The sequence below is a fragment of the Pseudomonas sp. B19125 genome (assembly GCF_044218855.1).
In the GTDB taxonomy this organism is placed as follows: domain Bacteria; phylum Pseudomonadota; class Gammaproteobacteria; order Pseudomonadales; family Pseudomonadaceae; genus Aquipseudomonas; species Aquipseudomonas edaphica.
The window spans coordinates 3,400,132-3,422,285 of the sequence record NZ_CP162589.1; the positions used below are offsets into that span (position 1 = coordinate 3,400,132).

Consider the following 22,154-nt stretch of genomic DNA (forward strand, 5'->3'; position numbering starts at 1 on the left):
CCACCGCTATCACAGGCAAGCCAGCTCCCACAGTTTGATGTTCATCCACTTGGACTCAGTGGTGTTTGAGTAATTTGCTTTCCAGATGATCCAGGTGCTGAGTCATCAGGGTCACGGCGCCACTTGAATCGCGTTGCTCCACCGCATCGACAATCCCCAGATGCTCCTGCCAGGCGCAGTAGGTGCAGGCTTTCGCCTCATATTGCGCAATGATCAATGACGTCAACGGCACCAGGCTGTTGAGGAATTGCGCCAACGGTGCGTTGCCTGCCATCTGCGCCAATTGAAGATGAAACTCCCCCGATAATCGAATCGCTGGCCCACGCTGGTCGCGTTCGATGCAGTCGCGCTCCCGTGCAATCAACTCGCGCAGCTGGCGTATCTGCGGGGTGGTCGCTTGGGCGCAGGCCAACTGCACCACGGTGATCTCGGTCATCCGCCGCGCCTCCAGAATCTGACGCGCCTGCTGCGCATCCGGCGCCGCCACCTGGGCACGCTGGTTGGGGCGCAGGATGATCACTTGCTGATGGGACAGCTTGGCCAGCACACGGCGAATCACACTGCGGCTCACACCAAAGGTTTCGCCCAGGCTCTCTTCGGTAAAACGGCTGGCCGGGGCGATGCGTTGTTCGAGGATGGCATCGAACAGGCGTGGGTAGATGTCATCCACCGAAAGTTTTTTACCGCCAACCAGGCGCAGGGCAGGGAGGACGGCATTGCGTTGCAGGGCGGGGGCGCTCATGGTCGGTCTCCAAAAAATCAGCTGCCCAGATGGTCGTCCGGGATATTCAAACGAATGCCCATGCGCAGGCCTTCCTGGAGGATATGTCGGCGCATTTCGGCGCTGGCCAGGGCGCTGTTCTTGTTGCGGATGGCGCGCACCACGGCGTCGTTTTCCTGCAGGCGTTCGGCCAAGTGCTCGGGTGAATTGCGCAGTACCTGGGCGCTTTGCTTGAGGGCGTTGCTGGTTTGTTGCACCACGTTCTGGAAGATCGGGTTGGACGTCAGCGCGAACAGCTCTTCGTGAAAGCCGATGTAGGCGTTCATGCCCGCTTCGGCGTCGCCGGCATCCAGGGCTTCGCGCATGTCCATCAAGGTCAGGCGCAATTGGCCGACTTCCTTGCTGCTGATGGACTGGGCCACCAGGCCGACAATGAAGGGTTCGAGGGTGTAGCGCAGTTGCAGGATATCTTCGAGGCTGGCGTCGGCCACGGCGTCGCTGGACTGTGGCTCGCTGACACTGGTTTCCAGCACGACCACGCCTTTGCCGGGCATCGAGCGCACCAGGCCCAGGGTTTCCAGCACGATCACGGCTTCGCGCAGGCTCGGGCGGCTGATGCCCATCTGCTCGGCCAGTTCACGCTGGCCGGGGAGCATGTCGCCCTGGCGCCACTGGCCCCGCTTGAGTGCGGCGCGCAGTTTTTCTACGACTGAGTTGACGACGGTTGAAGTGCTGATCACGTCTACGTCTCCTTGGATGTTGCCAATAGGGTCGCGATTCCATGTGGGACCCGACAAGCCAGCTCCCACAGTTGGATCGCGTTGCTAGAATTCCTGATGCGCCGGCAGCACCGGCTTCTTGGCCTGGAAGGCATACCCTTGCTCGCCATCGAGCACCTTGTTGGCGCGCTGGATATCAATGTCTTTTTCCCAACGGGCAATGGCCACGGTAGCGACACAGTTGCCGATCAGGTTAGTCAGCGCGCGGCCGATGCCCATGAACCAGTCCACCGCCAACACCAGCACCAGCCCCACCACCGGAATCGCCGGGATCGCGGTCAGCGTGGCCGCCAAAATCACCAGCGCCGAGCCCGGAATGCCGTGGGCACCTTTGGAGGTGATCAACGACACCAGCAGGATGGTCAGCAAATCAGTCATCGACAGCGGTGTGCCGGTGGCATTGGCGATAAATACGATGGCCAGGGTCAGGTAGATCGAGAAACCGTCGAGGTTGAACGAATAACCGGTCGGAATCACCAGGCCGACGGTGGAGCTGCCAATGCCCAAGTGCTCGAGTTTACGCATGATCTGCGGCAATACCGCGTCGGAGGAGGCGGTGCCCATCACGATCAGCAGCTCTTCGCGCAGGTACTTGAGCAGCGGCAGCATGCGCAGGCCGGACAAACGCATCACCAGGCCCAGCACCAGCCCGACAAAAGCAAAGCAGGTCAGGTAGAACAAACCCACCAGGCTGCCCAGGTGTTGCAGCGAATCCAGGCCGTAGGTACTGGTGGTAAAGGCGATGGCGCCGAATACACCGATCGGCGCCAGACGCACAATCATGCCCATGATGCGAAAGATCACATGGCTCAGCTCGTTGATCAGCCGCGAGATGCCGGAAGCGGCTTCGCCCACCAGGTTCAGCGCGCTGCCGAACAGCACCGAAAACAGCAGCACTTGCAGCACATTGTTGTCGGCAAAGGCGCCGATCACCGAATTGGGGATCAGGTCCATCAGGAACTGGCTGGTGCCGCGAATGTGCTGGCCCTTGTCGGCCAGCTCATTGAGACCGGCGGACGACAGTTGCTCCAAGTGAATATTGGCGCCTTGGCCGATACCCGTGCTGAAGGCCATGATCAGGCCGATCACCAGGGCGACGGTGGTCAGCACTTCGAAGTAGATCACTGACTTCAAGCCAATGCGTCCGACCTTCTTCAGGTCGCCGGCGCCGGAGATCCCGCTGACCACCACGCAGAATACGATCAGGCCAATCAGCATTTTGATCAGCTTGATAAAGCCGTCACCCAGGGGTTTGAGTTGTGAGGAGAATTCGGGAAGGGCCAGGCCGCAGATAACGCCTAACATCAGGCCAATCACGACTTGCAGGAAAATCGAACGCGAGCACCATCTGAGCATGGGAGGGATCTCTATTCGGTGCCCTGGTGGTTCCAGGGCTTAATTGTTGTGGTCTTACCGGTATGTCCAGTGCGCGGCCAGTCTACGCTGGGTTTTTTTCAAATCACAAGTAAATATTCGACGGTTGTCAGGTCCCGGTCTGACCAGTTGGTCGGTAAGGGTGATGCTTGAGCGGTTGGCGGGCAGTAAATTTTTTCGCTTATGATCCGCGCCTTGATTGGCGAGGTAGTCGATGGATAAACCAGGGTTGACCACGGATTCAGCAGGCCAGACTCACTGCACCTGGCGCACGGCCGCGCCGGAGTACCCGCATTACCACGACGCCGAGTGGGGTGTGCCGGTCGCAGACGATATCCAACTGTATGAGAAGATCTGCCTGGAGGGATTTCAGGCGGGCATGGCGTGGATCACCATTTTGCGTAAGCGCGAGCAGTTTCGGGCGGCGTTCGAAGGGTTTGATTTTCGCCGTGTCGCCCACTACACCGATGCCGATATCGAGCGGCTGATGAACGACCCAGGCATCGTGCGCAACCGCGCGAAGATCGTCTCGACCATCAATAACGCACGCAGGGCCTGTGAGTTGGTGGACGAAACCGGTTCGCTGGCGCGCTGGTTGTGGGCGTTTGAACCCACGCCCGAGGAACGCCCGGCGGTGGTGGACATGGCGTACTGGACCGGCAACCCGACGTCACCGGCGTCGGTGCGTTTGTCCAAAGCCTTGAAGAAGCGCGGCTGGACCTTTGTTGGCCCCACCACGATGTACGCGCTGATGCAGGCGATGGGGATGGTCAATGATCACTTGGAGGGCTGCGTTTGCCGCCCGCGCATAGAGGCGCTACGCCAACAGTTCAAGCGCCCTTGAGTGTGTGGCGAGGGAGCTTGCTCCCGTTGGACTGTGCAGCAGTCTCCCGATTTTTGGGGGCGCTTCGCACCCCAGCGCAAGCAAGCTTGCTCGCCACAGTAAGCTTGCTACCCCAGGGATTTTGCGGTGCCTGGAAGGTCAGGTCAGGACAGGAAGCCACCGTCCACATTCAGCGACACACCGGTGGTGTAGCTGGACGCATCACTGGCCAGGAACAGCACCGCACCGGCCATCTCGCTCGGGTCGGCTACGCGCTTGAGCGGGATCTGCGCCAGGGCCACCTTCAGGATCGAGTCGTTCTTGACCAGCGCCGAGGCGAACTTGGTGTCGGTCAGGCCCGGCAGCAAGGCGTTGCAACGGATGCCGAACGCCGCGCATTCCTTGGCAAACACTTTGGTCATGTTGATCACGGCGGCCTTGGTCACCGAGTAGATGCCCTGGAACACGCCCGGGGAGATGCCGTTGATCGAGGCCACGTTGATGATGCTGCCGCCGCCGTTGTCGCGCATCAGCTTGCCGGCTTCCACCGACATGAAGAAGTAACCGCGGATGTTCACGTCAACGGTCTTCTGGAAGGCGCCCAGGTCGGTGTCCAGTACGTTGCAGAATTGCGGGTTGGTTGCAGCGTTGTTAACCAGGATATCCAGGCGCCCAAACTGTTCGCGGATACCGGCGAACACTTGGGTAATCTGCTCCATTTCGCCGATATGACAGGCCACGGCGGTGGCTTTGCCGCCCGCGGCGATGATCCCGTCGGCCACGTGCTGGCAGCCTTCGAGCTTGCGGCTGGAGACGATCACATGGGCGCCTTGCTGGGCCAGGAGCTTGGCGATGGCTTCACCGATGCCACGGCTGGCGCCGGAAACGAAAGCGATCTTGCCGTCGAGGTCGAACAGGTGGGTCTTGGACATGCTGGGTTCCTTGCTCTTGTAGTCAGAGGGCTGATTTAGCGATGACATTCAGGCTCATTTGCTCCAGCAGCTTGTTCATATGGATGAACTGCGCAAAGCGTTTGTCCTGGGTCTGGCCGTGAAAAAAGCGGTAGTAGATCTGCTGCACAATGCCGGCCAGGCGGAACAGGCCGTAGGTGTAGTAGAAGTCGAAATTATCGATCTGGATGCCGGAGCGCTCGGCGTAATAGTCGACGAATTGGCGACGAGTCAGCATGCCCGGCGCGTTACTGGGCTGGCGGCGCATCAGTTGCACGGGCGCAGGGTCAGCGGCTTCGATCCAGTAGGCGAGGGTGTTGCCCAAGTCCATCAGCGGGTCGCCCAACGTGGTGAGTTCCCAGTCCAGCACGCCGATGATCTGCATCGGGTTGTGCGGGTCGAGGATCACGTTGTCGAAGCGATAGTCGTTGTGCACGATGCTGGAAGTCGGGTGGTCGGCCGGCATCTTGTCGTTAAGCCACGCGCGGACCTTTTCCCAGCTGGGCGCGTCGGGCGTCAGGGCTTTTTCGTAGCGGTCGCTCCAACCGCGGATCTGGCGTGCTACATAACCTTCGGGCTTGCCCAGGTCGGCCAGGCCGCAGGCAGCGTAGTCGACCTGGTGCAGCTCGACGAATTTATCGATAAAGCTCTTGCACAGCGCCTCGGTCTTGGCCGCGTCCAGGCCCAGTTCGGCCGGCAGGTCAGAGCGCAGGATGATGCCGTTGACGCGCTCCATCACATAGAACTCGGCGCCGATCACCGACTCGTCAAGGCAGTGCACATAGGCTTTGGGGCAATACGGGAAGCCGTCCTTGAGCTGGTTGAGAATGCGGTATTCGCGGCCCATGTCGTGGGCGGACTTGGCTTTGTGGCCAAATGGCGGGCGGCGCAGCACGAATTCCTGGCCAGGGTATTCCAGCAGGTAAGTCAGGTTGGATGCGCCACCGGGGAACTGGCTGATCTTGACCGTGCCGGCAAGGCCCGGAATATGCGCCTTGAGGTAGGGATCGATGAGGCTGGCATCAAGTTCTTCGCCGGGGCGAATATGGGTCGAGTGGTCGTTAAGCGCCATGCTTATCCCTTCTGCTTATTCTAAAGGCCTTGGACTATTGGCTAATCTAATGCGCACCGCCGCCCAGCGACAAGGTCGGGGCGGCTTAATAGGTTAGCGTGTTGGACGATGATCAGCGGGCCTGATGTGCTCAAATGACCAGCATGGCCCGGCCACCGGGGTTGCACGACAAATTGGCACCGATTTCGACTTTTGCCAGGTCGATGCCCAGGCCGGCGAGCAGGTTGTTGACGATGGGGTCGAGCAGCGGGCCGAGCAGCCCGGCAATCAAGCCGCCCAGGGTGGTGAGCAAGCCGTTGACCACGCCCGTGACCAGGCCCAACACGGCGCCCAACAGGCTGGCCATTTTGGGCGGGTGGTTGATCAGTTGGATGCCGGTGAGTGTTTGCTTGAGGCTGCTGACTGCGTTCGAGCTGGCGAATGCGTAATAGAGCGGTTGCTGGTTGATAGCGGGCGGCTCGGTGTAGGTGTGCGCACGCTGGGTTTCCAACACGTCGCTGTCGATTCGGATGCCCAGGCCGCCCGCCGCAAAGGCCTGCCTGTCGCTACACACGCCGGTGCCGCGCTTGCAGGTTTTGGTGCCGATATCCACCACCGGGTACTCGTCTACCTTGAGTTTTTCTGTGGACGAGTACAGATTCTTGGGGTCAACCTGGCCAATCATCGCGCGCAATGCCGAGGTTTCGCCGAGTACCGACAACGACTTTTTGCCGCTGTCGCAACTGTAGCCAGTGACCATAGCGCTGCCGCCAGCGGCTTCCAGGGCGATGTCGAGGGTGTCGCCGATTTGCAGGCTGGCGACCAGGCAACAATTGGGATCGAGTAAGCCAAACAGGCCGCCCAGCAGGTCACTGAGCGCTTGCACCGTGCCACCCAGCAGGTTATTCACCAGCGTGACGATCGGCAGTTTTACCGAAATCAAAGTGCGCACCTGGGCGGTGCGCACATAAATGGGCTGCTTGGCGATATCTTTGGGGTTGCCGATGCTGGAAACCTGCCCGGGCTCGATCACTTTGGTCGACACGGTCACGCCGAGCAGGCCCAGCACATCCACCGGCAGCTCCACGGCAACTGCGCTGGCCTTGTTCGACAGCTGCACAAAGCCCTGGATCAGGTTGAACAGTTGCAAGTTCACATCCAGCGCACTTTTGTCGGTGCCGTTCTGGATATTGATCAGGTCGCCCAGGTGCAGGATCTGCGTGCCCGGCGCAATCAGCTTGATGGCTTCCAGGTTGTTGATCACCACTTTGACCGCGTCACCGCCCAGCTTGAGCACATCAATGGCCGCCTGGATCAGTTGGCCTACAGTGGCGTCGGTCTTGAGCAGTTGGTCGTAGTTACCGGCGCTGACTTTCAATTGGATGGCCAGCGCATCCAGGTACTTGAGCAAGCTGATATCGGTATTGAGCAGCCCATTCCAGCCGACTGCGTCCAACTGCAACTTGCCGCCCAGCAGGCCGCCGATCAAGGCGTTGAGGGCGACCGACTGGGTGCTGTCCACCGTTAACAAGGTGCTGCGAACCGTGAGCTGGGCAACCGTTGGGGTGGGTGCGGCGGCGACGGCGGTGGCGCTGAGCAGCGTTGTCAGGTTGACGGGCTGGCCCGAGAACAGCGTGAGCAAGCCATGGGCAAGGCTGGTGTGCACGCGATGGGTAGCAATCACCCGGATGGCATCGGTTTTGCTCGGGTCGGCGCTGAACGTGCGCATAAAATCTGCGCCGGTGGCCAGGGTGCCGCAGGCGGTCGCCAGCGTGCGATTGTCGTCAAGGCTAAAGTTGTTGCGTGCGGCGCTTTCGGTCGCAAATTGTGCGGCATTGTTAGCGGGCGCCGCGCATGTGCCGCTGCGGCTCACCGCTTCCAGCGCAGCCGTATCGGCCACACGCTGCAATTTGCGCTTCTCCAGGTACAGGCGACCGCTGTCGACCACCAGCAGCAGAAACAGCAGCGCAATACCAAGGGTTACCGCGCCTATCAGGCCGATGGCGCCGCGTTGGCGGGCCGGGCCGAGTCCATGGCCAATCATTGTGCGTTCCTTCGCCGGTCCTGCACCGACGTCCTGAGCATCCCCGCAAGCAGTGTAGTCAGGTTTTGCGTCGGTGCTGGCTAATCGCTACTAGTTGCGCGGCGGCAGGGTAACCGGTGTCAGCACTGGGCGGCCGGCGAAATATTCCACCAGGTTATCGGCCACGCGTTGCACGGTGTCGTGGGCCGCTTCCGGCGACAGGCCGGCGACATGGGAGGTGAGCACGGTATTGCTCAGCCGCTTGAGGGCGTCGGGCACTTTCGGTTCATCGTCGAACACATCCAGCGCGGCACCGCCGATACGCCGTTGCTCCAGCGCAGCCACCAAGTCCGCAGTCACCACCACGCTGCCGCGTCCGATGTTCACCAGGTAACCGTTCGGCCCCAGCGCATCCAGGGCATGGCGATCAATCAGGTGGCGGGTGCTGGCCCCGCCCGGCGTGGCCAGGATCAGGAAGTCCGAGGTGCGCGCCAGCTCCACGGCGGTTGCGCAATAGGTGTAGTCCACATCGTCGCGGGGCTGGCGGTTGTGGTAACTCACTTCCATGCCAAAGCCGAGGGCGGCACGTTTGGCAATCTCCATGCCCACTGCGCCGAGACCGAGAATGCCCAGTTGCTTGCCGCCCAGGGAAGGGCGCATCACTTTGGGCCATTCGCTGCGCCGCACCGCCGCGTCAGTCTGGGGAATGCCACGCACCAGTGCCAACAGCAACGCCATGGCGTGGTCAGCCACTGACGGCGCGTTTACGCCGGCGCCGTTGGTTACCACGATCCCGCGATTGCTCGCCGCTTGCAGGTCCACGTGTTCATAGCCGGCGCCGATCACGCAGATAATCTCGAGCAACGGCAGCGCCGCGATTTCCTCGGCATACAACCCCAGCGGGCCACGGGTGAGTACCGCCTTGATCTGCGCGCCGTGGGCCTTGATCGCCTGGGCACGCTCGGCCGGTGTCGGCGCCAGAATCACATGGAAGTCGTTACTCTCGATGATTTGCAGGTATTCGTTGATGGTTTCAACCAGGACCAGAACAGTGGTGGACATCGGAAGGCTCTTCCTGAAGGGTTTGATAGGAGGAGTATGCGGGATTTGTAAGACGGAACGATTTGTTCGGTCAGAAAAAATCCCGCACAGGCAGTTCTAGAACTCAACATCCTGAGCTTTCACCCGCTTCACAAACGCCCCCGCCAAGGTCGCATTGTGATGCTCGATGATCGCCTTGGCCGGCAAGGTCGGGGTGTCCATGCAAGTATGAGCGTCCTCGGGCAGTATCACCGAAAACCCAAGCTCGGCCGCTACTCGGCACGTGGTGTCGATGCAAAACTGGGTTTTCATGCCGACCACCACCAATTCATCGACCTGTGCCGCCGCCAGTTGTTGCGCCAGGTCAGTGCCCAGGAAGCAGCTGGGGCGGGTTTTGTTGAACAGGTGATCGTGAGCGTCGTCGACGTCGAGGCCATGCCACAGTTGCCATAACGGGCTGCCAGCTTCGATCGGCGAACCTGCCGGGCCGGTGTGGCGAGCGACGAAGATAGCCACGTTGGCCCTGCGGGCGCGCTGGATAAGCTGGTTGATGGTGCCCAGCACGCGCTCGCGCTCGAAGGGCTGTTGCGGCCCGTCGTATAAACCGGTTTGCATATCGATGATCAACAGGGCGTTAGCCATGGTCTTGCTCCTTGCAGTGGCCAGCGGGCGGGGCAATAAAAAGGCCCCGTCCATTGCTGGCGGGGCCTTGGGGTGTTTCGGGGTGTTTTTAGCTTTCGCACCCACAGCCACCGCCCGACCCGCCATAAGCGGTCGTGGTGGTGCGGGTGAGGCGGCGCTGAATGAGATTCATGGCTCGATCATGCTGGGGCGGGCGCGTGGCTGTCAACGGCGCTGCCATAGCTTCCTCAAAGGGCTGCCGCCACACTGCCATTATTGGGCAGAATCCGCCTGCTGCGCCTGGATTTGCTCTGCTTGCGCGATCGGCCTGAAATCGTAGGTAGGATAGAATTCCGTTGTGTAGGCGCCCCAGGCAGTGCGCTCTATCGCCAGATTGACCTCTACCAGGCGCGAAGCCGGCAGGCGTAGCACGACGATCTGTCCGATGCCCATGGTGACATTCCAACTGACCACTTCAACCCCGGCAGGAGGAAATACCTTGTGAAAGGCTTGCTTCGCCAATTGTGCCTTCAACTCGCTCAAGGGCCGCGACTGATCATGTTTGAGAAACACCGTTAACATGACGGCGTTATCAGCTGTAGCCGCCACAGTGCTTACGCTGGAGGGAGCGGCGGTGTTGGCAGTGGCTGTTGCGGGCAACAGAGCAACAGTCAACAGCACAGGTATTAACAATGATGTGAGGGCGTTACATGGCTTCATCTTGGGCACCTTGCAGTCTATTAATTCAAGCGGCGTAGCGTCAGGCGTGAGGGCTGACTAGTTCGACAGCGCAGTTTTTATCGGGCCGATATAAGGCGCATGGACGACATAGATTCGAACAGGAGGGTTGTTGGCAATCATGTCGCGAGGTACTTCGCGCGAGTAGGTGAACTCGTTCTTATCCAGTTTTTCCAGTCGCCTGACCACGGTTTTGATCGGTCCCACATCGGGCACCAGAATATGGGTATTTTGGTCGCCTGTGACGAGGAAGTAGCCGCCACCGCCATCGGCGTATTTTGAAAGCCCGGTGTCAGCATAGAAGAACTCATAACGGTTGCGCTGTGGGTCCCACATTGAAATGCCCACCACACCGGGGTAGTTGGCCTTGACATCCTTATCCGGGGCACCCTCGATATAGACTTTGGTGGTCAACCATTGTGGGGAAGAGGCCAGCGCCTGGATATCCCGTTCAGGCACGGTTGGCGTTGCGTAACTTTCGCTGGATTTAAATAGGCCGATAAGACACAGACCAGTTAATACAATACTGAGTGTTTTCATTCTTGAATTCCTGAGGCTGCTGGCTAAGAGCGCGGCATGATGTTTGTGCGAGGGACGCGGCGATCTTAGTGTGTGCTCTGGCGGCGGCTCAATGGTTATGTATGGTCTTGTAATAGTTAATGGTCTATCTCAGTGGAAATATTATTTAGATGTAGGCTGTGTCTGCTTTAAATGTCGGATACTTCTTGGAAGTTGCTTCTTTTGACGGATTTTTGGCAAGGCCATAACCTTTCGCAGCCCACGAAAGCTGCCGTCCGCCTCCCTCCTTGAATTGCTGCGCCGCTCAACCATTCCTCAGCTAAGTCTTTGCTTATTCGAGAGAATCCCGGACAATCCGGCCCCTTCTATGGTCGAGGCGCTGCCTGTCAGGTTTTTCTGACTCGCCCCGGCCGTGTAAATGCGGAGATCCGACCGGATGAATGATCAGGCCAATAGCGTCGACGAACGCTATGCAACGACACCTGCAACCCTCACAAGCTGGAGCCGCCAGGACACCACCTGGATGCTCGGCCTGTTCGGCACCGCTATTGGCGCCGGTACTTTGTTTTTGCCGATCAACGCCGGCCTGGGCGGCTTCTGGCCCTTGGTGATCCTGGCATTGCTGGCGTTCCCGATGACGTTCTTCGCTCACCGTGGCCTGACGCGCTTCGTGCTGTCCGGCCGTGCCGGCTCTGACATCACCGACGTGGTTGAAGAGCATTTCGGCCTTAAGGCCGGTGCACTGATCACCTTGCTGTACTTCTTCGCCATCTTCCCGATCCTGCTGATCTACAGTGTGGCCCTGACCAACACCGTCAGCAGTTTCATGGAACACCAACTGCACATCATGCCGCCGCCACGGGCGATCCTGGCCTTTGTGCTGATCCTCGGCTTGCTGGCGGTGGTGCGTTGCGGCGAGCAAGTGATCGTCAAGGCCATGAGCCTGATGGTGTATCCGTTCATCGTCGCCTTGCTGTTCCTGGCGGTGTACCTCATCCCGCACTGGACCGGCGGCATCCTCAGCACTGCCAGCGAAGTCCCGGCGCCGTCCGCGCTGCTCAATACCCTGTGGCTGGCGATTCCGGTGATGGTGTTCTCGTTCAACCATTCGCCGATCATCTCGGCCTTCGCGGTTGATCAGAAGCGCCAGTACGGCGCCAATGCCGATGAGCGCAGCTCGCAGATCCTGTGCCGCGCGCACCTGTTGATGGTGGTAATGGTGCTGTTCTTCGTGTTCAGCTGCGTGCTGACGCTGTCGCCGGCACAGCTGGCCGAAGCAAAAGCGCAGAACCTGTCGATCCTGTCGTACCTGGCCAACCACTTCGACAACCCGACCATCGCCTTCGCCGCGCCGTTGATTGCGTTCGTGGCGATTGCCAAGTCGTTCCTGGGCCACTACATCGGTGCCAGTGAAGGCCTCAAGGGGCTGGTATTGAAAACCGGGCGTCGTCCGGCTGCCAAGTCCCTGGACCGCATGACCGCCGCGTTCATGCTGGTAGTGTGCTGGCTGGTCGCCACGCTCAACCCGAGCATTCTCGGCATGATTGAAACGCTGGGCGGCCCGATCATCGCGTCGATCCTGTTCCTGATGCCGATGTACGCGATCCGCAAGGTGCCGGCCATGGCCAAGTACCGTGGGCAAGCATCCAATGTGTTTGTCACTGCGGTGGGCCTGGTCGCGATTACTGCGTTGGTTTACTCGCTGTTGTCCTGATGACAGACGCCGGGTAACAAAGCCGATTCGCGCACTGCGTGAATCGGCTTTTTTTTGTGTCCGAAAAAATCCCCATGCCAATGAGGGCTAAGCTGTCGACGTGTTGGTTCCCTTTGGAGATACCCATGGCTCGGCCCCGCCCGCAATTGGTCACAGGCAAGCTGGAAAAACTGCACCCTACACAATTGACGGTCGGCATGGCGGAAGTCGCTGCCAAGCGCGACGCCTGGACCAAACTCAAGCGCAAGGAGCGCGCCGCCGCCCTCGACAAGCACTGGTTCCCTTGTGTGCTGGGGCCGGACGAGCGCTACTACATCACCGACCATCACCACTTCGGTATGGCTTTGATTCTGGAAGAGGTCAAGAGTGTGTCGCTGCTGATGCTCAAGGACCTGTCTTTCGTGGAGCGCAGCACCTTCTGGAATGTCATGGCATTCAATCAATGGGTCCACCCCTACGACGCGCGCGGTTTGCGGCGTACCTATGAGGCCATTCCCCGCAAGATTACCGACCTGCAGGACGACCCTTACCGCAGCCTTGCCGGCCTGCTGCGTACCGCCGGTGGTTACGCCAAGGACGCAACACCGTTCAGCGAGTTTTTGTGGGCGGACTTCTTTCGCAGCCGTATCGGCAGCGATGTTGTCAGCCAGCCAAATGCCAAATTGTTGGGCAAGGCCATGACTCTGGCGCGCAGCCAGGAAGCTCGTTATTTGCCAGGATGGGTTGGGCCGATTGAAAACTGAAACCGTTACGCCCGTTGCCGTACCCCCCAATCGTACCCAGGACATCCTGGCCGGGTTGTCCATCGCCGGGTTACTGCTGCCGGAGGCTGTGGCGTATTCCAGCATCGCTGCGTTGCCGCCGCAGGCCGGTGTGATCGCCTTGTTTGCCGGGCTGGTGTGCTACGGCCTGTTGGGCACCAGCCGTTTTGCAATTGTCTCGGCCACTTCCTCTTCTGCGGCGGTATTGGCGGCAGCTACCGCCAGCCTGGCCGGGGATGATCCGGCGCTGAGGCTGTCCCTGGCCTTCGGGCTGGTGCTGATCACCGGCGTGCTGTTTGTGTTGGCCGGTTTGTTCAAGCTGGGCGGTGTGACGTCGTTTATCGCCAAGCCGGTGTTGCGCGGTTTTGCCTTCGGCCTGGCGTTGACCATCATCCTCAAGCAACTGGCCAGTGTGGTGGGCGTACACCTGACCGATAACAACCTGATCCGCTTTCTGCCGCAGTTACTGGAGCAATTAGCGCACTGGAATTGGCCGGCGGCACTGGTGGCAGCGGCAGCATTGGCGGTGTTATGGCTGTGCGCGCGAATCCCGCGCCTGCCGGGCGGCTTGCTGGTGGTGGTCCTGGGGATTGTTGCCGGGCAGTACCTGGGCTTGCAGGCCCATGGCGTGGCCTTGATCGGCATGATTGATCTGCGCCTGGAGCTGGGGCACTTTCCCGTGCTGCCGTTCGCGGATTGGTTGCGCCTGGGCGAGTTAGCGTTTGCCTTGGTCATGATCCTGTATGCGGAGTCCTACGGCTCTATCAGTTCGTTCGCACTTAAACATGGCGACCGGGTGTCATCCAATCGCGATCTGTTGGCGCTGGGCGCGGCGAACCTGGTGTCCGGGTTGTTCCACGGCATGCCCGCCGGTGCGGGCTATTCGGCCACGTCGGCGAATGAGGCTGCCGGCGCCGGTTCGCGCCTGGCGGGCATCGTTGCGGCGCTGGTGGTGCTGGTGATCGTGTTGACGGTGCTGCCGTATGTGGCGTTAACGCCGGAGCCGGTGCTCGCAGCCATCGTCATCTATGCGCTGGGCCGTGGCTTGAGCCTGCAACCCCTGGGCCGTTACTTCCTGTGGCGTCGCGACCGTTTGCTGGTGATCTGTGCGGTGGCGGCAGTGCTTGTGCTGGGCGTGCTGGATGGCTTGCTGGTGGCGGTGGCGATCAGCGTAGTGTTGATGCTGCGCCAGATGTCTTCGGCGGATATTCAAGTGCTGGGGCGCTTGGGCGACAGTCATGACTTTGTTGACCGTCAACACCATGCTGATGCGGTGCAGGTGCCTGGCTTGCTGATTGTACGGCCCAGTGAGGCGCTGTTTTTCGCCAATGCCGAACGCATCCTGGGCGCGGCGTTGCGCTTGATGCGTCAGTCGCCGGTCGAGGCGGTGGTGTTGAGCCTGGAAGAATCGCCTGATCTTGACGGCACCAGTATCGAGGCGCTGGCAGCGTTTTTTGCGCAGGTGCACGGGGAGGGCAAGCGGCTGGTACTGGCGCGGGTGCGGCATGCGGCGATGGAAGTGCTGCAAGCCTTGCCCGAAGCCGTTGCGCCACAGGTTTTGCTGAGTGCCTTGAGTGTTGATGGTGCAGTGCAGTTGGCGTTGCACGCCAGGTCTTGAGTGCAAGTGATCAAAAAATGTGGGAGCTGGCTTGCCTGCGATGGCGGGTTGTTGGTGGTGTACATATCCGTTGCTGCGGTAACGGCTCCTATTGGTTCCGCTCTTACAGCGGGTCACTTTTGTAAAGACCGGAATGCCGGCCCAGACAAAAGTAACCAAAAAGTCTTCGCCCCAACACTCGGTGCCTCGCTTAGGCTCGGCATGCCCGCAATCCGCCAGTGATTTGGGGGGGGCGCCGCGATGGGCCATCCTTGGCCCAGCGCGGCTAAACCGGCATCCCTGCCGGTTTACCCCCCAAATCACTGTCAGATTCCGGCCATCGTGTTTGACGGGGCGATTTCAGATCAAGATCAAAAGCGCAGATCAAAAGACCGCTGACTTCGCCAGCGAAAAGGATGTAAGGGCCGGAGCAACAGCAACAGCAACAGCAACAGCAACAGCAGAGCCATACTCGGTCACCTGTGGGAGCTGGCTTGCCTGCGATAGCATCAACTCGGTGTGTCTGATGTACCGAGGTGTCTGCATCGCAGGCAAGCCAGCTCCCACAGAAAAGCAGATCCTCAGTGTATGTAAATCCGCTTTTCGCTTTTGATCTAACCACTCAGGTCGGCTTTCAGGCCGCCGTGCTGTAGATCTTGATCTTGATTTTGATCTGAGGCGGCCCGTTAACCACGATGGCCGGAGTGCGGGCATGCCGAGCCTAGGCGAGGCACCGAGTGGTGAGGCACAAACCTTTTGGTTACTTTTGGCTGGGCCGGCATTCCGGGCGTTTGCCAAAAGTGACCCGCTGTAAGAGCGGAACCATAGGTCGCCGCTATCAAAGAAATGGATATGTACACCACCAAAAGCCCGCCACAGCAGTCAAGCCAGCCCCCACAGTTGTTTATCAGTGTGACGAATACTCGTATTCCAGGCATAAAAAAACGCCGCGCATCTTGCGATGCGCGGCGTTTTTTAAATCACAACATCTTAGGCTTGAATCACCGGGATGTTGGCGCTTGCTGCGATTTTGCGGAACTCGGCGATCTGGTCGAAGTTCAGGTAGCGGTAAACGTCGCTGGCCATGGTGTCCAGTTTCGCTGCGTAACCCATGTACTCTTCGACGGTCGGCAGGCGACCCAGCGTGGAGGCAACTGCCGCCAGTTCTGCCGAAGCCAGGTAGACGTTCGCGCCATCACCCAGACGGTTCGGGAAGTTACGGGTCGAAGTCGATACGACAGTCGAGTTCGGCTCTACACGTGCCTGGTTACCCATGCACAGCGAGCAGCCCGGCATTTCCATGCGCGCGCCAGCCTTGCCGTAGATGCCGTAGTAGCCTTCTTCGGTCAGTTGGTGAGCGTCCATCTTGGTCGGCGGCGACAGCCACAGACGGGTTGGCAGCTGACCCTTGACTTGCTCCAGCAGCTTACCGGCAGCGCGGAAGTGACCGATGTTGGTCATGCACGAACCGATGAACACTTCGTCGATCTTCTCGCCGGCAACACTGGACAACAGACGGGCGTCGTCCGGGTCGTTCGGTGCGCAGAGGATCGGCTCGTTGATTTCGGCCAGGTCGATCTCGATGATTTCGGCGTATTCGGCGTCGGCATCGGCTTCCATCAGCTCCGGGTTGGCAACCCAGGCTTCCATCGCTTGGGCGCGACGTTCCAGGGTGCGTGCATCGCCGTAGCCTTCGCCGATCATCCAGCGCAGCAGGGTGATGTTGGAGTTCAGGTACTCGGTGACGGAGTCCTTGGACAGCTTGATGGTGCAACCGGCAGCCGAACGTTCAGCCGAGGCGTCGGACAGCTCAAAGGCTTGTTCCAGCGTCAGGTCGTTCAGGCCTTCGATTTCCAGGATGCGGCCGGAGAAGGCGTTCTTCTTGCCTTTCTTCTCTACGGTCAGCAGGCCAGCCTGGATCGCGTAGTAAGGAATGGCATGAACCAGGTCACGCAGAGTGATACCAGGTTTCATTTTGCCTTTGAAGCGCACCAGGATCGATTCCGGCATGTCCAGTGGCATTACGCCAGTGGCCGCGGCGAACGCGACCAGACCGGAACCGGCCGGGAACGAGATGCCCATCGGGAAACGGGTGTGGGAGTCACCACCGGTACCGACGGTATCCGGCAGCAGCATACGGTTCAGCCAGCTGTGGATGATGCCGTCGCCTGGACGCAGCGAAACACCGCCACGGGTCATGATGAAGTCAGGCAGGGTGTGGTGGGTGGTCACGTCGATCGGCTTAGGGTAAGCCGCGGTGTGGCAGAAGGACTGCATTACCAGATCGGTCGAGAAGCCCAGGCACGCCAGGTCCTTGAGTTCATCACGGGTCATTGGACCGGTGGTGTCCTGGGAACCTACGGTGGTCATCTTCGGTTCGCAGTAGGTGCCAGGACGAACGCCTTTGCCTTCTGGCAGACCGCATGCCTTGCCGACCATTTTCTGTGCCAGGGTGAAGCCTTTGCCGGTGTCGACAGGTGCTTCAGGCAGTTTGAACAGGTCGGTAGGGCCAAGGCCCAGTTCAGCACGCGCCTTGTCGGTCAGGCCGCGACCGATGATCAGCGGGATACGGCCGCCGGCGCGAACTTCGTCCAACAGAACCGGGGTCTTCATTTCGAAGGTGGTCAGGACTTCGTCGGTGCCGTGTTTGCAGACTTTGCCAGCATGCGGGTACAGGTCGATCACGTCGCCCATGTTCATGTTGGTGACGTCGAATTCGATTGGCAGTGCGCCAGCATCTTCCATGGTGTTGTAGAAGATAGGAGCGATCTTGCTGCCGAAGCAGAAGCCGCCGGCGCGCTTGTTCGGCACGTAAGGTACGTCGTCGCCGAAGAACCACAGTACCGAGTTGGTTGCCGATTTACGCGACGAACCGGTACCCACCACGTCGCCGACGTAGGCGATCGGGAAACCTTGGCCGCGCATTTCTTCGATCTGCTTCATCGGGCCGGTTTTGCCTTGCTCGTCCGGCACGATGCCTTCGCGCGCCATTTTCAGCATGGCCAGAGCGTGCAGCGGGATGTCAGGGCGGGACCAGGCGTCCGGGGCAGGGGACAGGTCGTCCGTGTTGGTTTCGCCGGTGACCTTGAAGACGCGCAGGCTGATCTTGTCGGCCAGGGTTGGGCGGTTGCGGAACCACTCGCCGTCAGCCCAGGACTGGATCACGCCTTTGGCATGTTCGTTGCCGTTCTTGGCTTTTTCGGCCACGTCGTGGAACGCATCGAACATCAGCAGGGTGTGCTTGAGTTGGGCGGCAGCGACAGGGGCCAGCTCGGCGTCGTCCAGCAGCTCGACCAACGTCACGATGTTGTAGCCGCCTTGCATGGTGCCAAGCAGTTCAACCGCGCGTTTCTTGTCGATCAGGGGAGAAGTGACTTCGCCCTTGGCCAGGGCGGACAGGAAACCGGCCTTGACGTAGGCAGCCTCGTCAACGCCTGGTGGAATGCGGTTGGTGATAAGGTCAACGAGAAATTCTTCTTCGCCAGCCGGAGGATTCTTCAGCAGCTCGACCAGGCCTGCGGTTTGTTCGGCGTTAAGCGGCTGGGGAACGATACCCAGTGCTGCACGCTCTTCGATATGTTTGCGGTAGGCTTCAAGCACAGTTATTACCCTCATCAGTGGTCCCACGGGACGCTCATCCAGAAATGAACGGCACGCATGCGCTCGGGGGCTTTTTGGGCCGCAAAGCCAGCGCTGCCGGCATTCCTCACAGAAGCTGCTTTCAAAGTTTTACGCCTGCAGAACGGAGCTGATGAGGGTTGGCGCGGGCTCTGACCTACCGGGTCGAACCTGCGCCAACACCGTTCTGAAGGAACGACTGTGCTCGTGACGCTTTGAAAACAGCTTCCAGCGGATTATTGGCGCCTTACAAGGCCGGATGATTCTACGGCAAAAAAAATCTAAAGGTAAGTTACCTAGCCAAGTTTGCTGGGTGATCAACCTTAGACAAAGGGCTAACATGGCGCACTGTTTCGCTGATTTGTGTGCATTGCCCATGTCCAACCAAGCCATCAAGACCCCCTGCGTCGGCCTGTGCTCCACGGTTTACGGCGATCTCGTCTGCCGCGGTTGCAAGCGCTTCCACCATGAAGTGATTCAGTGGAATGGCTATAACGAAGAAGAAAAACGTGCGGTATGGCTGCGGTTGGAGCAACTGTTGGTGCAAGTGATGGCCGGCAAACTGGAAGTCTTCGACCCCAAGATGCTGCGCGGGCAGCTTGAGCTGCGCAAGATTCGCTTCGTGCCGCACCAGTCCGAGTACTGCTGGGCCTACCAGTTGATCGCCCGAGGCGCGCGGGTGATTTCCAACCTGGAAGCCTATGGCATGGTGTTGCTGCCGGAGTTTCGTGAGTGGGCACTCCCGGAACTGCGCGATGCCATCGATCGTGAGTTCTTTATCTTGTCCGAGGCGCATTACCAACGCTATATCGCGCCGGGGTTCCTGAGAGACGCACTGGGACACTGACCGCGCAGGTCAATGTGGGAGCTGGCTGGCCTGCGATGGCGGCAGATCAGCCAAAGGTGTTTTGACTCAAAGGTCGCTATCGCAGGCAAGCCAGCTCCCACCTTTGATCTCCATAGTTTGAAGAGGCTATGTCAGGCCTTGGTGGCCAACTCCTCCAGGTGATCCATCAACGCCTGCGGCTTAAGTACCAGCACATCACCTTCCACCGCATCCAGCACCACCTCCGCCGTATTGCCGATCAATGCGCCGGAAATCCCGGTGCGCGCCACTGTGCCGATAATGGTCACCGCCGCTTGCAGTGTGTGCGCGGCATAGGGGATCAACACATCCGCCGGGCCTTCGTTGATGTGCAAGTGGGTGTCGTCGATATCAAACTCGGCCTGGAACGCCTTGCATTGCTCGCGATAGCGCGCCTCGATAGTTTCCTTGAGCTGGAAGGTCGGGTCTGCTGCTGACAGCATGGGGGACGGGTGAGCGCTGATCACATGCAACTGTGCCTTGGCCAGGCTTGCAATATCGAACCCATGGTCGACGATAGCGTTATGCAGTGCCTGGTGTTCGCTGTCGGTGTTGCCCACATCAATGGCCGCCAGCACCACCTTGCCGGCCCAGGGCGTCGAGGTTTTTACCAGCAGCACCGGCGTAGGGCAGTAGCGCAGCAGTTTCCAGTCTGCTGGCGTCAGCAGGGCCTTTTTCAATGGGCTGTCCGGGAAGTGCTGCTTGATCACCAGGCCACAGCCTTCGGCCTGCTGCACGTCGATGATGGTTTCATGCAGGCTGTCATTCCACGCCTGCTCGGTGGTCACGCTGTAGCCGTCCTCCTGCAGGCCGGACTTGAGCAGGCTGAGCAGCGCCGAATGCTCGTGCTTTTTGTCGCACACCAGCAAATGCAGGTGCGCGCCGGTGACCCCGGCAATCAGCTTGGCGCGCTTGAGGGCCAGGCTTTCGGAATGCTCGGGTTCGATAACCACCAGGATGCTGCGGATGGCTTGCATGGTCGGGGTCTCCAAAGGGTGGGCCTGGAACAACTATAGTTGCTGCCCGCCAGACGTCATGTTGATGCACATCAAGGCCAGTAGCTGGTGGTCTGCGGCGGGGTCGGTATAATCGCCGGCCTTTTGTGATCCTTTTGCCCGTGAGCCCGATGAACCTGCCCGAAATCCACGAATTCCTCGGCTGCCGCACCCCCGACGCCTGGGTCCAGGCCGCGTTGGCCGATCAGCACACCCTGCTGATCGACCACAAGAACTGCGAATTCAAAGCCGCGAGCACCGCCCTCAGCCTGATCGCCAAGTACCACGCCCACGTGGACCTGATCAGCATGATGTCGCGCCTGGCCCGTGAAGAGCTGGTGCACCACGAACAGGTCATGCGCCTGATCAAAAAGCGCAAGATCGAGCTGCGCCAACTGCATGCCGGCCGTTATGCCTCGGGTTTGCGCAAGGTTGTGCGCAGCCACGAGCCGGTCAAGCTGGTGGACACGCTGGTGGTCGGCGCCTTTATCGAGGCGCGCAGTTGCGAGCGTTTCGAAGCCCTGGTGCCGCATTTGGACGAAGAACTCGGCAAGTTCTACTTCGGTTTGCTCAAAAGCGAGGCCCGGCACTTCCAGGGTTACCTGAAGCTTGCCTACCAGTACGGCGACGCCAAGGACATCGCCCAGGTGATAGAACGGGTGCGCGCCGCCGAGCAGGAACTGATTGAGTCACCCGACATCGAGTTCCGCTTTCACAGTGGCGTGCCAGCCTGAGGCGACGGCCACGCCGATCAGCGCGGTGATCCCGGCCAACAACAGGATCACCGTTTGCGTGCCCAACGGCGCCGCCAGCACGGCAATCAACAGACCCGCCAGCGGCTGCGCCAGGTTGTTGAGCAACGTAATCACGCCGACTGTCTTGCCGAAGTCCTGCACCGGAATCACCCGCTGGCGGGTGCTGCGCATGTACACGTTGAACATCTTGTCGAAGCCGGTGATCAGTAAAAATCCCAGGGTGTAAGCCCACAGGTTAGTGCTGACGGCCATGACCAGTGCCCCCGCCGCGATCATTGAATAAGACAGCCCGCCGAGCAGCTTCAACGGCAGGCTGGAACGCGCCAGGTAAAACAGAATAACGATGGTCACCACCGCGCCCGCAGCCTGCAACAACGCATAGGCATCTTTGCCGGCGTCGAACAGGCCAGTGACCATGGCCGCAGACGTCGCCAGCGTGACTCCGATGATCAGGTTGACGCCCACCGCCAGGGCAATGACCCGCTTCAGTTCCGCCAGTTTGCGGATATGCCCGAAGGCAATGCGCAGCGGTTGCAGCCAGATATCCTGATGTTGCTCAAAGCTCTCCAGACTGACCGTGGTGTTGCGCTGCCACACCAACATCGCCAGGTCCGCCAGCACAAACAGCCCGGCAATGCCCGCCACCACCCACGGCCACGCCCACACCTCCAGCATCAGCGCCGCCACCAGTGGCCCCAGCACCAGGCCGCTCTGGTCGGCGATCTGTGAGTAGGACAAGGTCTTGGCATAGGTGTAATGCTTGAAGATATGCGGCATCACCACTTCGCGGGCCATGATGCCCTGGGTCGTCAACACGCCGCACAGCGCCGACAGGATCACCAGCCAATAGATGCCGTCGAACACGCCATACAACGCCACCGCCAGCACGCACGCCAATGCGCGGTAAACCTGGCTGATATGCAGGATGCGCACCGGCGAAAACTTGTCGCACAATGCGCCGCACACCGGGAACGCCAGGTAACGCGGCAGTGACTCGACGAAAAACGCCAAGCCAGCCCACGACACACTGTTGGTGGTTTGGAATACGATCAGCGGCACGATAAATAACAGAATCTGGTCCGCCAGCCGCGACAGGAACAGCGAGATAAAAAAAGCCAGGTAGTCCTTGCGCATATAACTCCTGTTAGTGGCGTAAAAGATTGCAGGCTATTTGTTAAAAACTCTTAAAAGCATGAAGCTTCGTCGGGC

At 59.9% G+C, this 22,154-nt stretch carries 19 protein-coding genes; 6 read left to right on the forward strand and 13 right to left on the reverse strand.

Annotated elements, in window-relative coordinates; all coding sequences use genetic code 11:
• Positions 1-55: 55 nt before the first annotated feature.
• The 3 genes from AB4P96_RS15425 to AB4P96_RS15435 form a co-directional block, all read right to left on the reverse strand.
• Positions 56-742 (reverse strand): GntR family transcriptional regulator, encoded by a 687-nt coding sequence (locus AB4P96_RS15425; RefSeq protein WP_017136645.1) that lies wholly within the window; start codon positions 740-742, stop codon positions 56-58.
• A gap of 17 nt (positions 743-759) precedes the next feature.
• A complete protein-coding gene (locus tag AB4P96_RS15430) occupies positions 760-1,461 on the reverse strand; it encodes a FadR/GntR family transcriptional regulator (protein WP_017136644.1) in 702 nt (233 codons plus the stop codon).
• Between the two features lie 84 nt (positions 1,462-1,545).
• Complete coding sequence (locus tag AB4P96_RS15435; protein WP_169986452.1) at positions 1,546-2,871, reverse strand: C4-dicarboxylate transporter DctA; 1,326 nt, start codon at positions 2,869-2,871, stop codon at positions 1,546-1,548.
• A gap of 217 nt (positions 2,872-3,088) precedes the next feature.
• On the opposite strand from AB4P96_RS15435, the gene AB4P96_RS15440 reads away from it, so the two are divergent.
• The gene (locus AB4P96_RS15440) at positions 3,089-3,718 is read left to right on the forward strand and encodes a DNA-3-methyladenine glycosylase I (RefSeq protein WP_395599739.1); all 630 of its coding nucleotides are present in this window, start codon (positions 3,089-3,091) and stop codon (positions 3,716-3,718) included.
• Between the two features lie 143 nt (positions 3,719-3,861).
• Here AB4P96_RS15440 and AB4P96_RS15445 read toward each other — a convergent pair whose 3' ends face one another.
• From AB4P96_RS15445 to AB4P96_RS15475, 7 genes are all read right to left on the reverse strand, one after another.
• The gene (locus AB4P96_RS15445) at positions 3,862-4,629 is read right to left on the reverse strand and encodes an SDR family oxidoreductase (protein ID WP_395599740.1); all 768 of its coding nucleotides are present in this window, start codon (positions 4,627-4,629) and stop codon (positions 3,862-3,864) included.
• Positions 4,630-4,651: 22 nt separating this feature from the next.
• Positions 4,652-5,719, reverse strand: coding sequence for a phosphotransferase family protein (locus AB4P96_RS15450; RefSeq protein ID WP_395599741.1), 1,068 nt, complete (start codon positions 5,717-5,719; stop codon positions 4,652-4,654).
• Between the two features lie 130 nt (positions 5,720-5,849).
• Positions 5,850-7,742: a pilus assembly protein TadG-related protein gene (locus AB4P96_RS15455; protein ID WP_395599742.1), complete on the reverse strand. Its 1,893-nt coding sequence runs from the start codon at positions 7,740-7,742 to the stop codon at positions 5,850-5,852.
• Between the two features lie 90 nt (positions 7,743-7,832).
• Positions 7,833-8,783, reverse strand: a complete 951-nt coding sequence (locus AB4P96_RS15460) for a 2-hydroxyacid dehydrogenase (protein ID WP_170039601.1) — start codon at positions 8,781-8,783, stop codon at positions 7,833-7,835.
• A gap of 96 nt (positions 8,784-8,879) precedes the next feature.
• Positions 8,880-9,404, reverse strand: coding sequence for a cysteine hydrolase family protein (locus AB4P96_RS15465; RefSeq protein WP_177032521.1), 525 nt, complete (start codon positions 9,402-9,404; stop codon positions 8,880-8,882).
• A gap of 252 nt (positions 9,405-9,656) precedes the next feature.
• On the reverse strand, positions 9,657-10,103 hold the full coding sequence (locus AB4P96_RS15470; RefSeq protein WP_017136636.1) for a hypothetical protein: 447 nt from the start codon (positions 10,101-10,103) through the stop codon (positions 9,657-9,659).
• A 57-nt stretch (positions 10,104-10,160) separates the two neighbouring features.
• Positions 10,161-10,661, reverse strand: a complete 501-nt coding sequence (locus tag AB4P96_RS15475) for a DUF4822 domain-containing protein (RefSeq protein ID WP_170039595.1) — start codon at positions 10,659-10,661, stop codon at positions 10,161-10,163.
• A gap of 415 nt (positions 10,662-11,076) precedes the next feature.
• Here AB4P96_RS15475 and AB4P96_RS15480 point away from each other — a divergent pair, with 415 nt between their 5' ends.
• From AB4P96_RS15480 to AB4P96_RS15490, 3 genes are all read left to right on the forward strand, one after another.
• Positions 11,077-12,354 (forward strand): serine/threonine transporter, encoded by a 1,278-nt coding sequence (locus tag AB4P96_RS15480; RefSeq protein ID WP_170039592.1) that lies wholly within the window; start codon positions 11,077-11,079, stop codon positions 12,352-12,354.
• A 125-nt stretch (positions 12,355-12,479) separates the two neighbouring features.
• Entirely contained in the window at positions 12,480-13,097 is a 618-nt protein-coding gene (locus AB4P96_RS15485; RefSeq protein WP_017136633.1) for a ParB-like protein, read from the forward strand.
• Positions 13,087-14,733, forward strand: a complete 1,647-nt coding sequence (locus tag AB4P96_RS15490) for a SulP family inorganic anion transporter (RefSeq protein ID WP_169986312.1) — start codon at positions 13,087-13,089, stop codon at positions 14,731-14,733. Before AB4P96_RS15485 ends, AB4P96_RS15490 begins: the two co-directional genes overlap by 11 nt.
• 969 nt (positions 14,734-15,702) lie before the next feature.
• Here the strand turns inward: AB4P96_RS15490 and acnB are convergent.
• Complete coding sequence (gene acnB / locus AB4P96_RS15495) at positions 15,703-18,312, reverse strand: bifunctional aconitate hydratase 2/2-methylisocitrate dehydratase (RefSeq protein WP_017137496.1); 2,610 nt, start codon at positions 18,310-18,312, stop codon at positions 15,703-15,705.
• Positions 18,313-18,706: 394 nt separating this feature from the next.
• Between acnB and AB4P96_RS15500 the strand changes: the two genes are divergently transcribed.
• Complete coding sequence (locus AB4P96_RS15500; protein WP_017137495.1) at positions 18,707-19,177, forward strand: DUF1289 domain-containing protein; 471 nt, start codon at positions 18,707-18,709, stop codon at positions 19,175-19,177.
• Positions 19,178-19,308: 131 nt separating this feature from the next.
• Here AB4P96_RS15500 and AB4P96_RS15505 read toward each other — a convergent pair whose 3' ends face one another.
• Positions 19,309-20,172: a universal stress protein gene (locus AB4P96_RS15505; RefSeq protein WP_099549609.1), complete on the reverse strand. Its 864-nt coding sequence runs from the start codon at positions 20,170-20,172 to the stop codon at positions 19,309-19,311.
• 149 nt (positions 20,173-20,321) lie between these two features.
• Here AB4P96_RS15505 and AB4P96_RS15510 point away from each other — a divergent pair, with 149 nt between their 5' ends.
• Complete coding sequence (locus AB4P96_RS15510; RefSeq protein WP_017137493.1) at positions 20,322-20,924, forward strand: tRNA-(ms[2]io[6]A)-hydroxylase; 603 nt, start codon at positions 20,322-20,324, stop codon at positions 20,922-20,924.
• Here AB4P96_RS15510 and AB4P96_RS15515 read toward each other — a convergent pair.
• Complete coding sequence (locus AB4P96_RS15515) at positions 20,880-22,079, reverse strand: MFS transporter (RefSeq protein WP_177033250.1); 1,200 nt, start codon at positions 22,077-22,079, stop codon at positions 20,880-20,882. The genes AB4P96_RS15510 and AB4P96_RS15515 overlap by 45 nt on opposite strands.
• Positions 22,080-22,154: the final 75 nt, after the last annotated feature.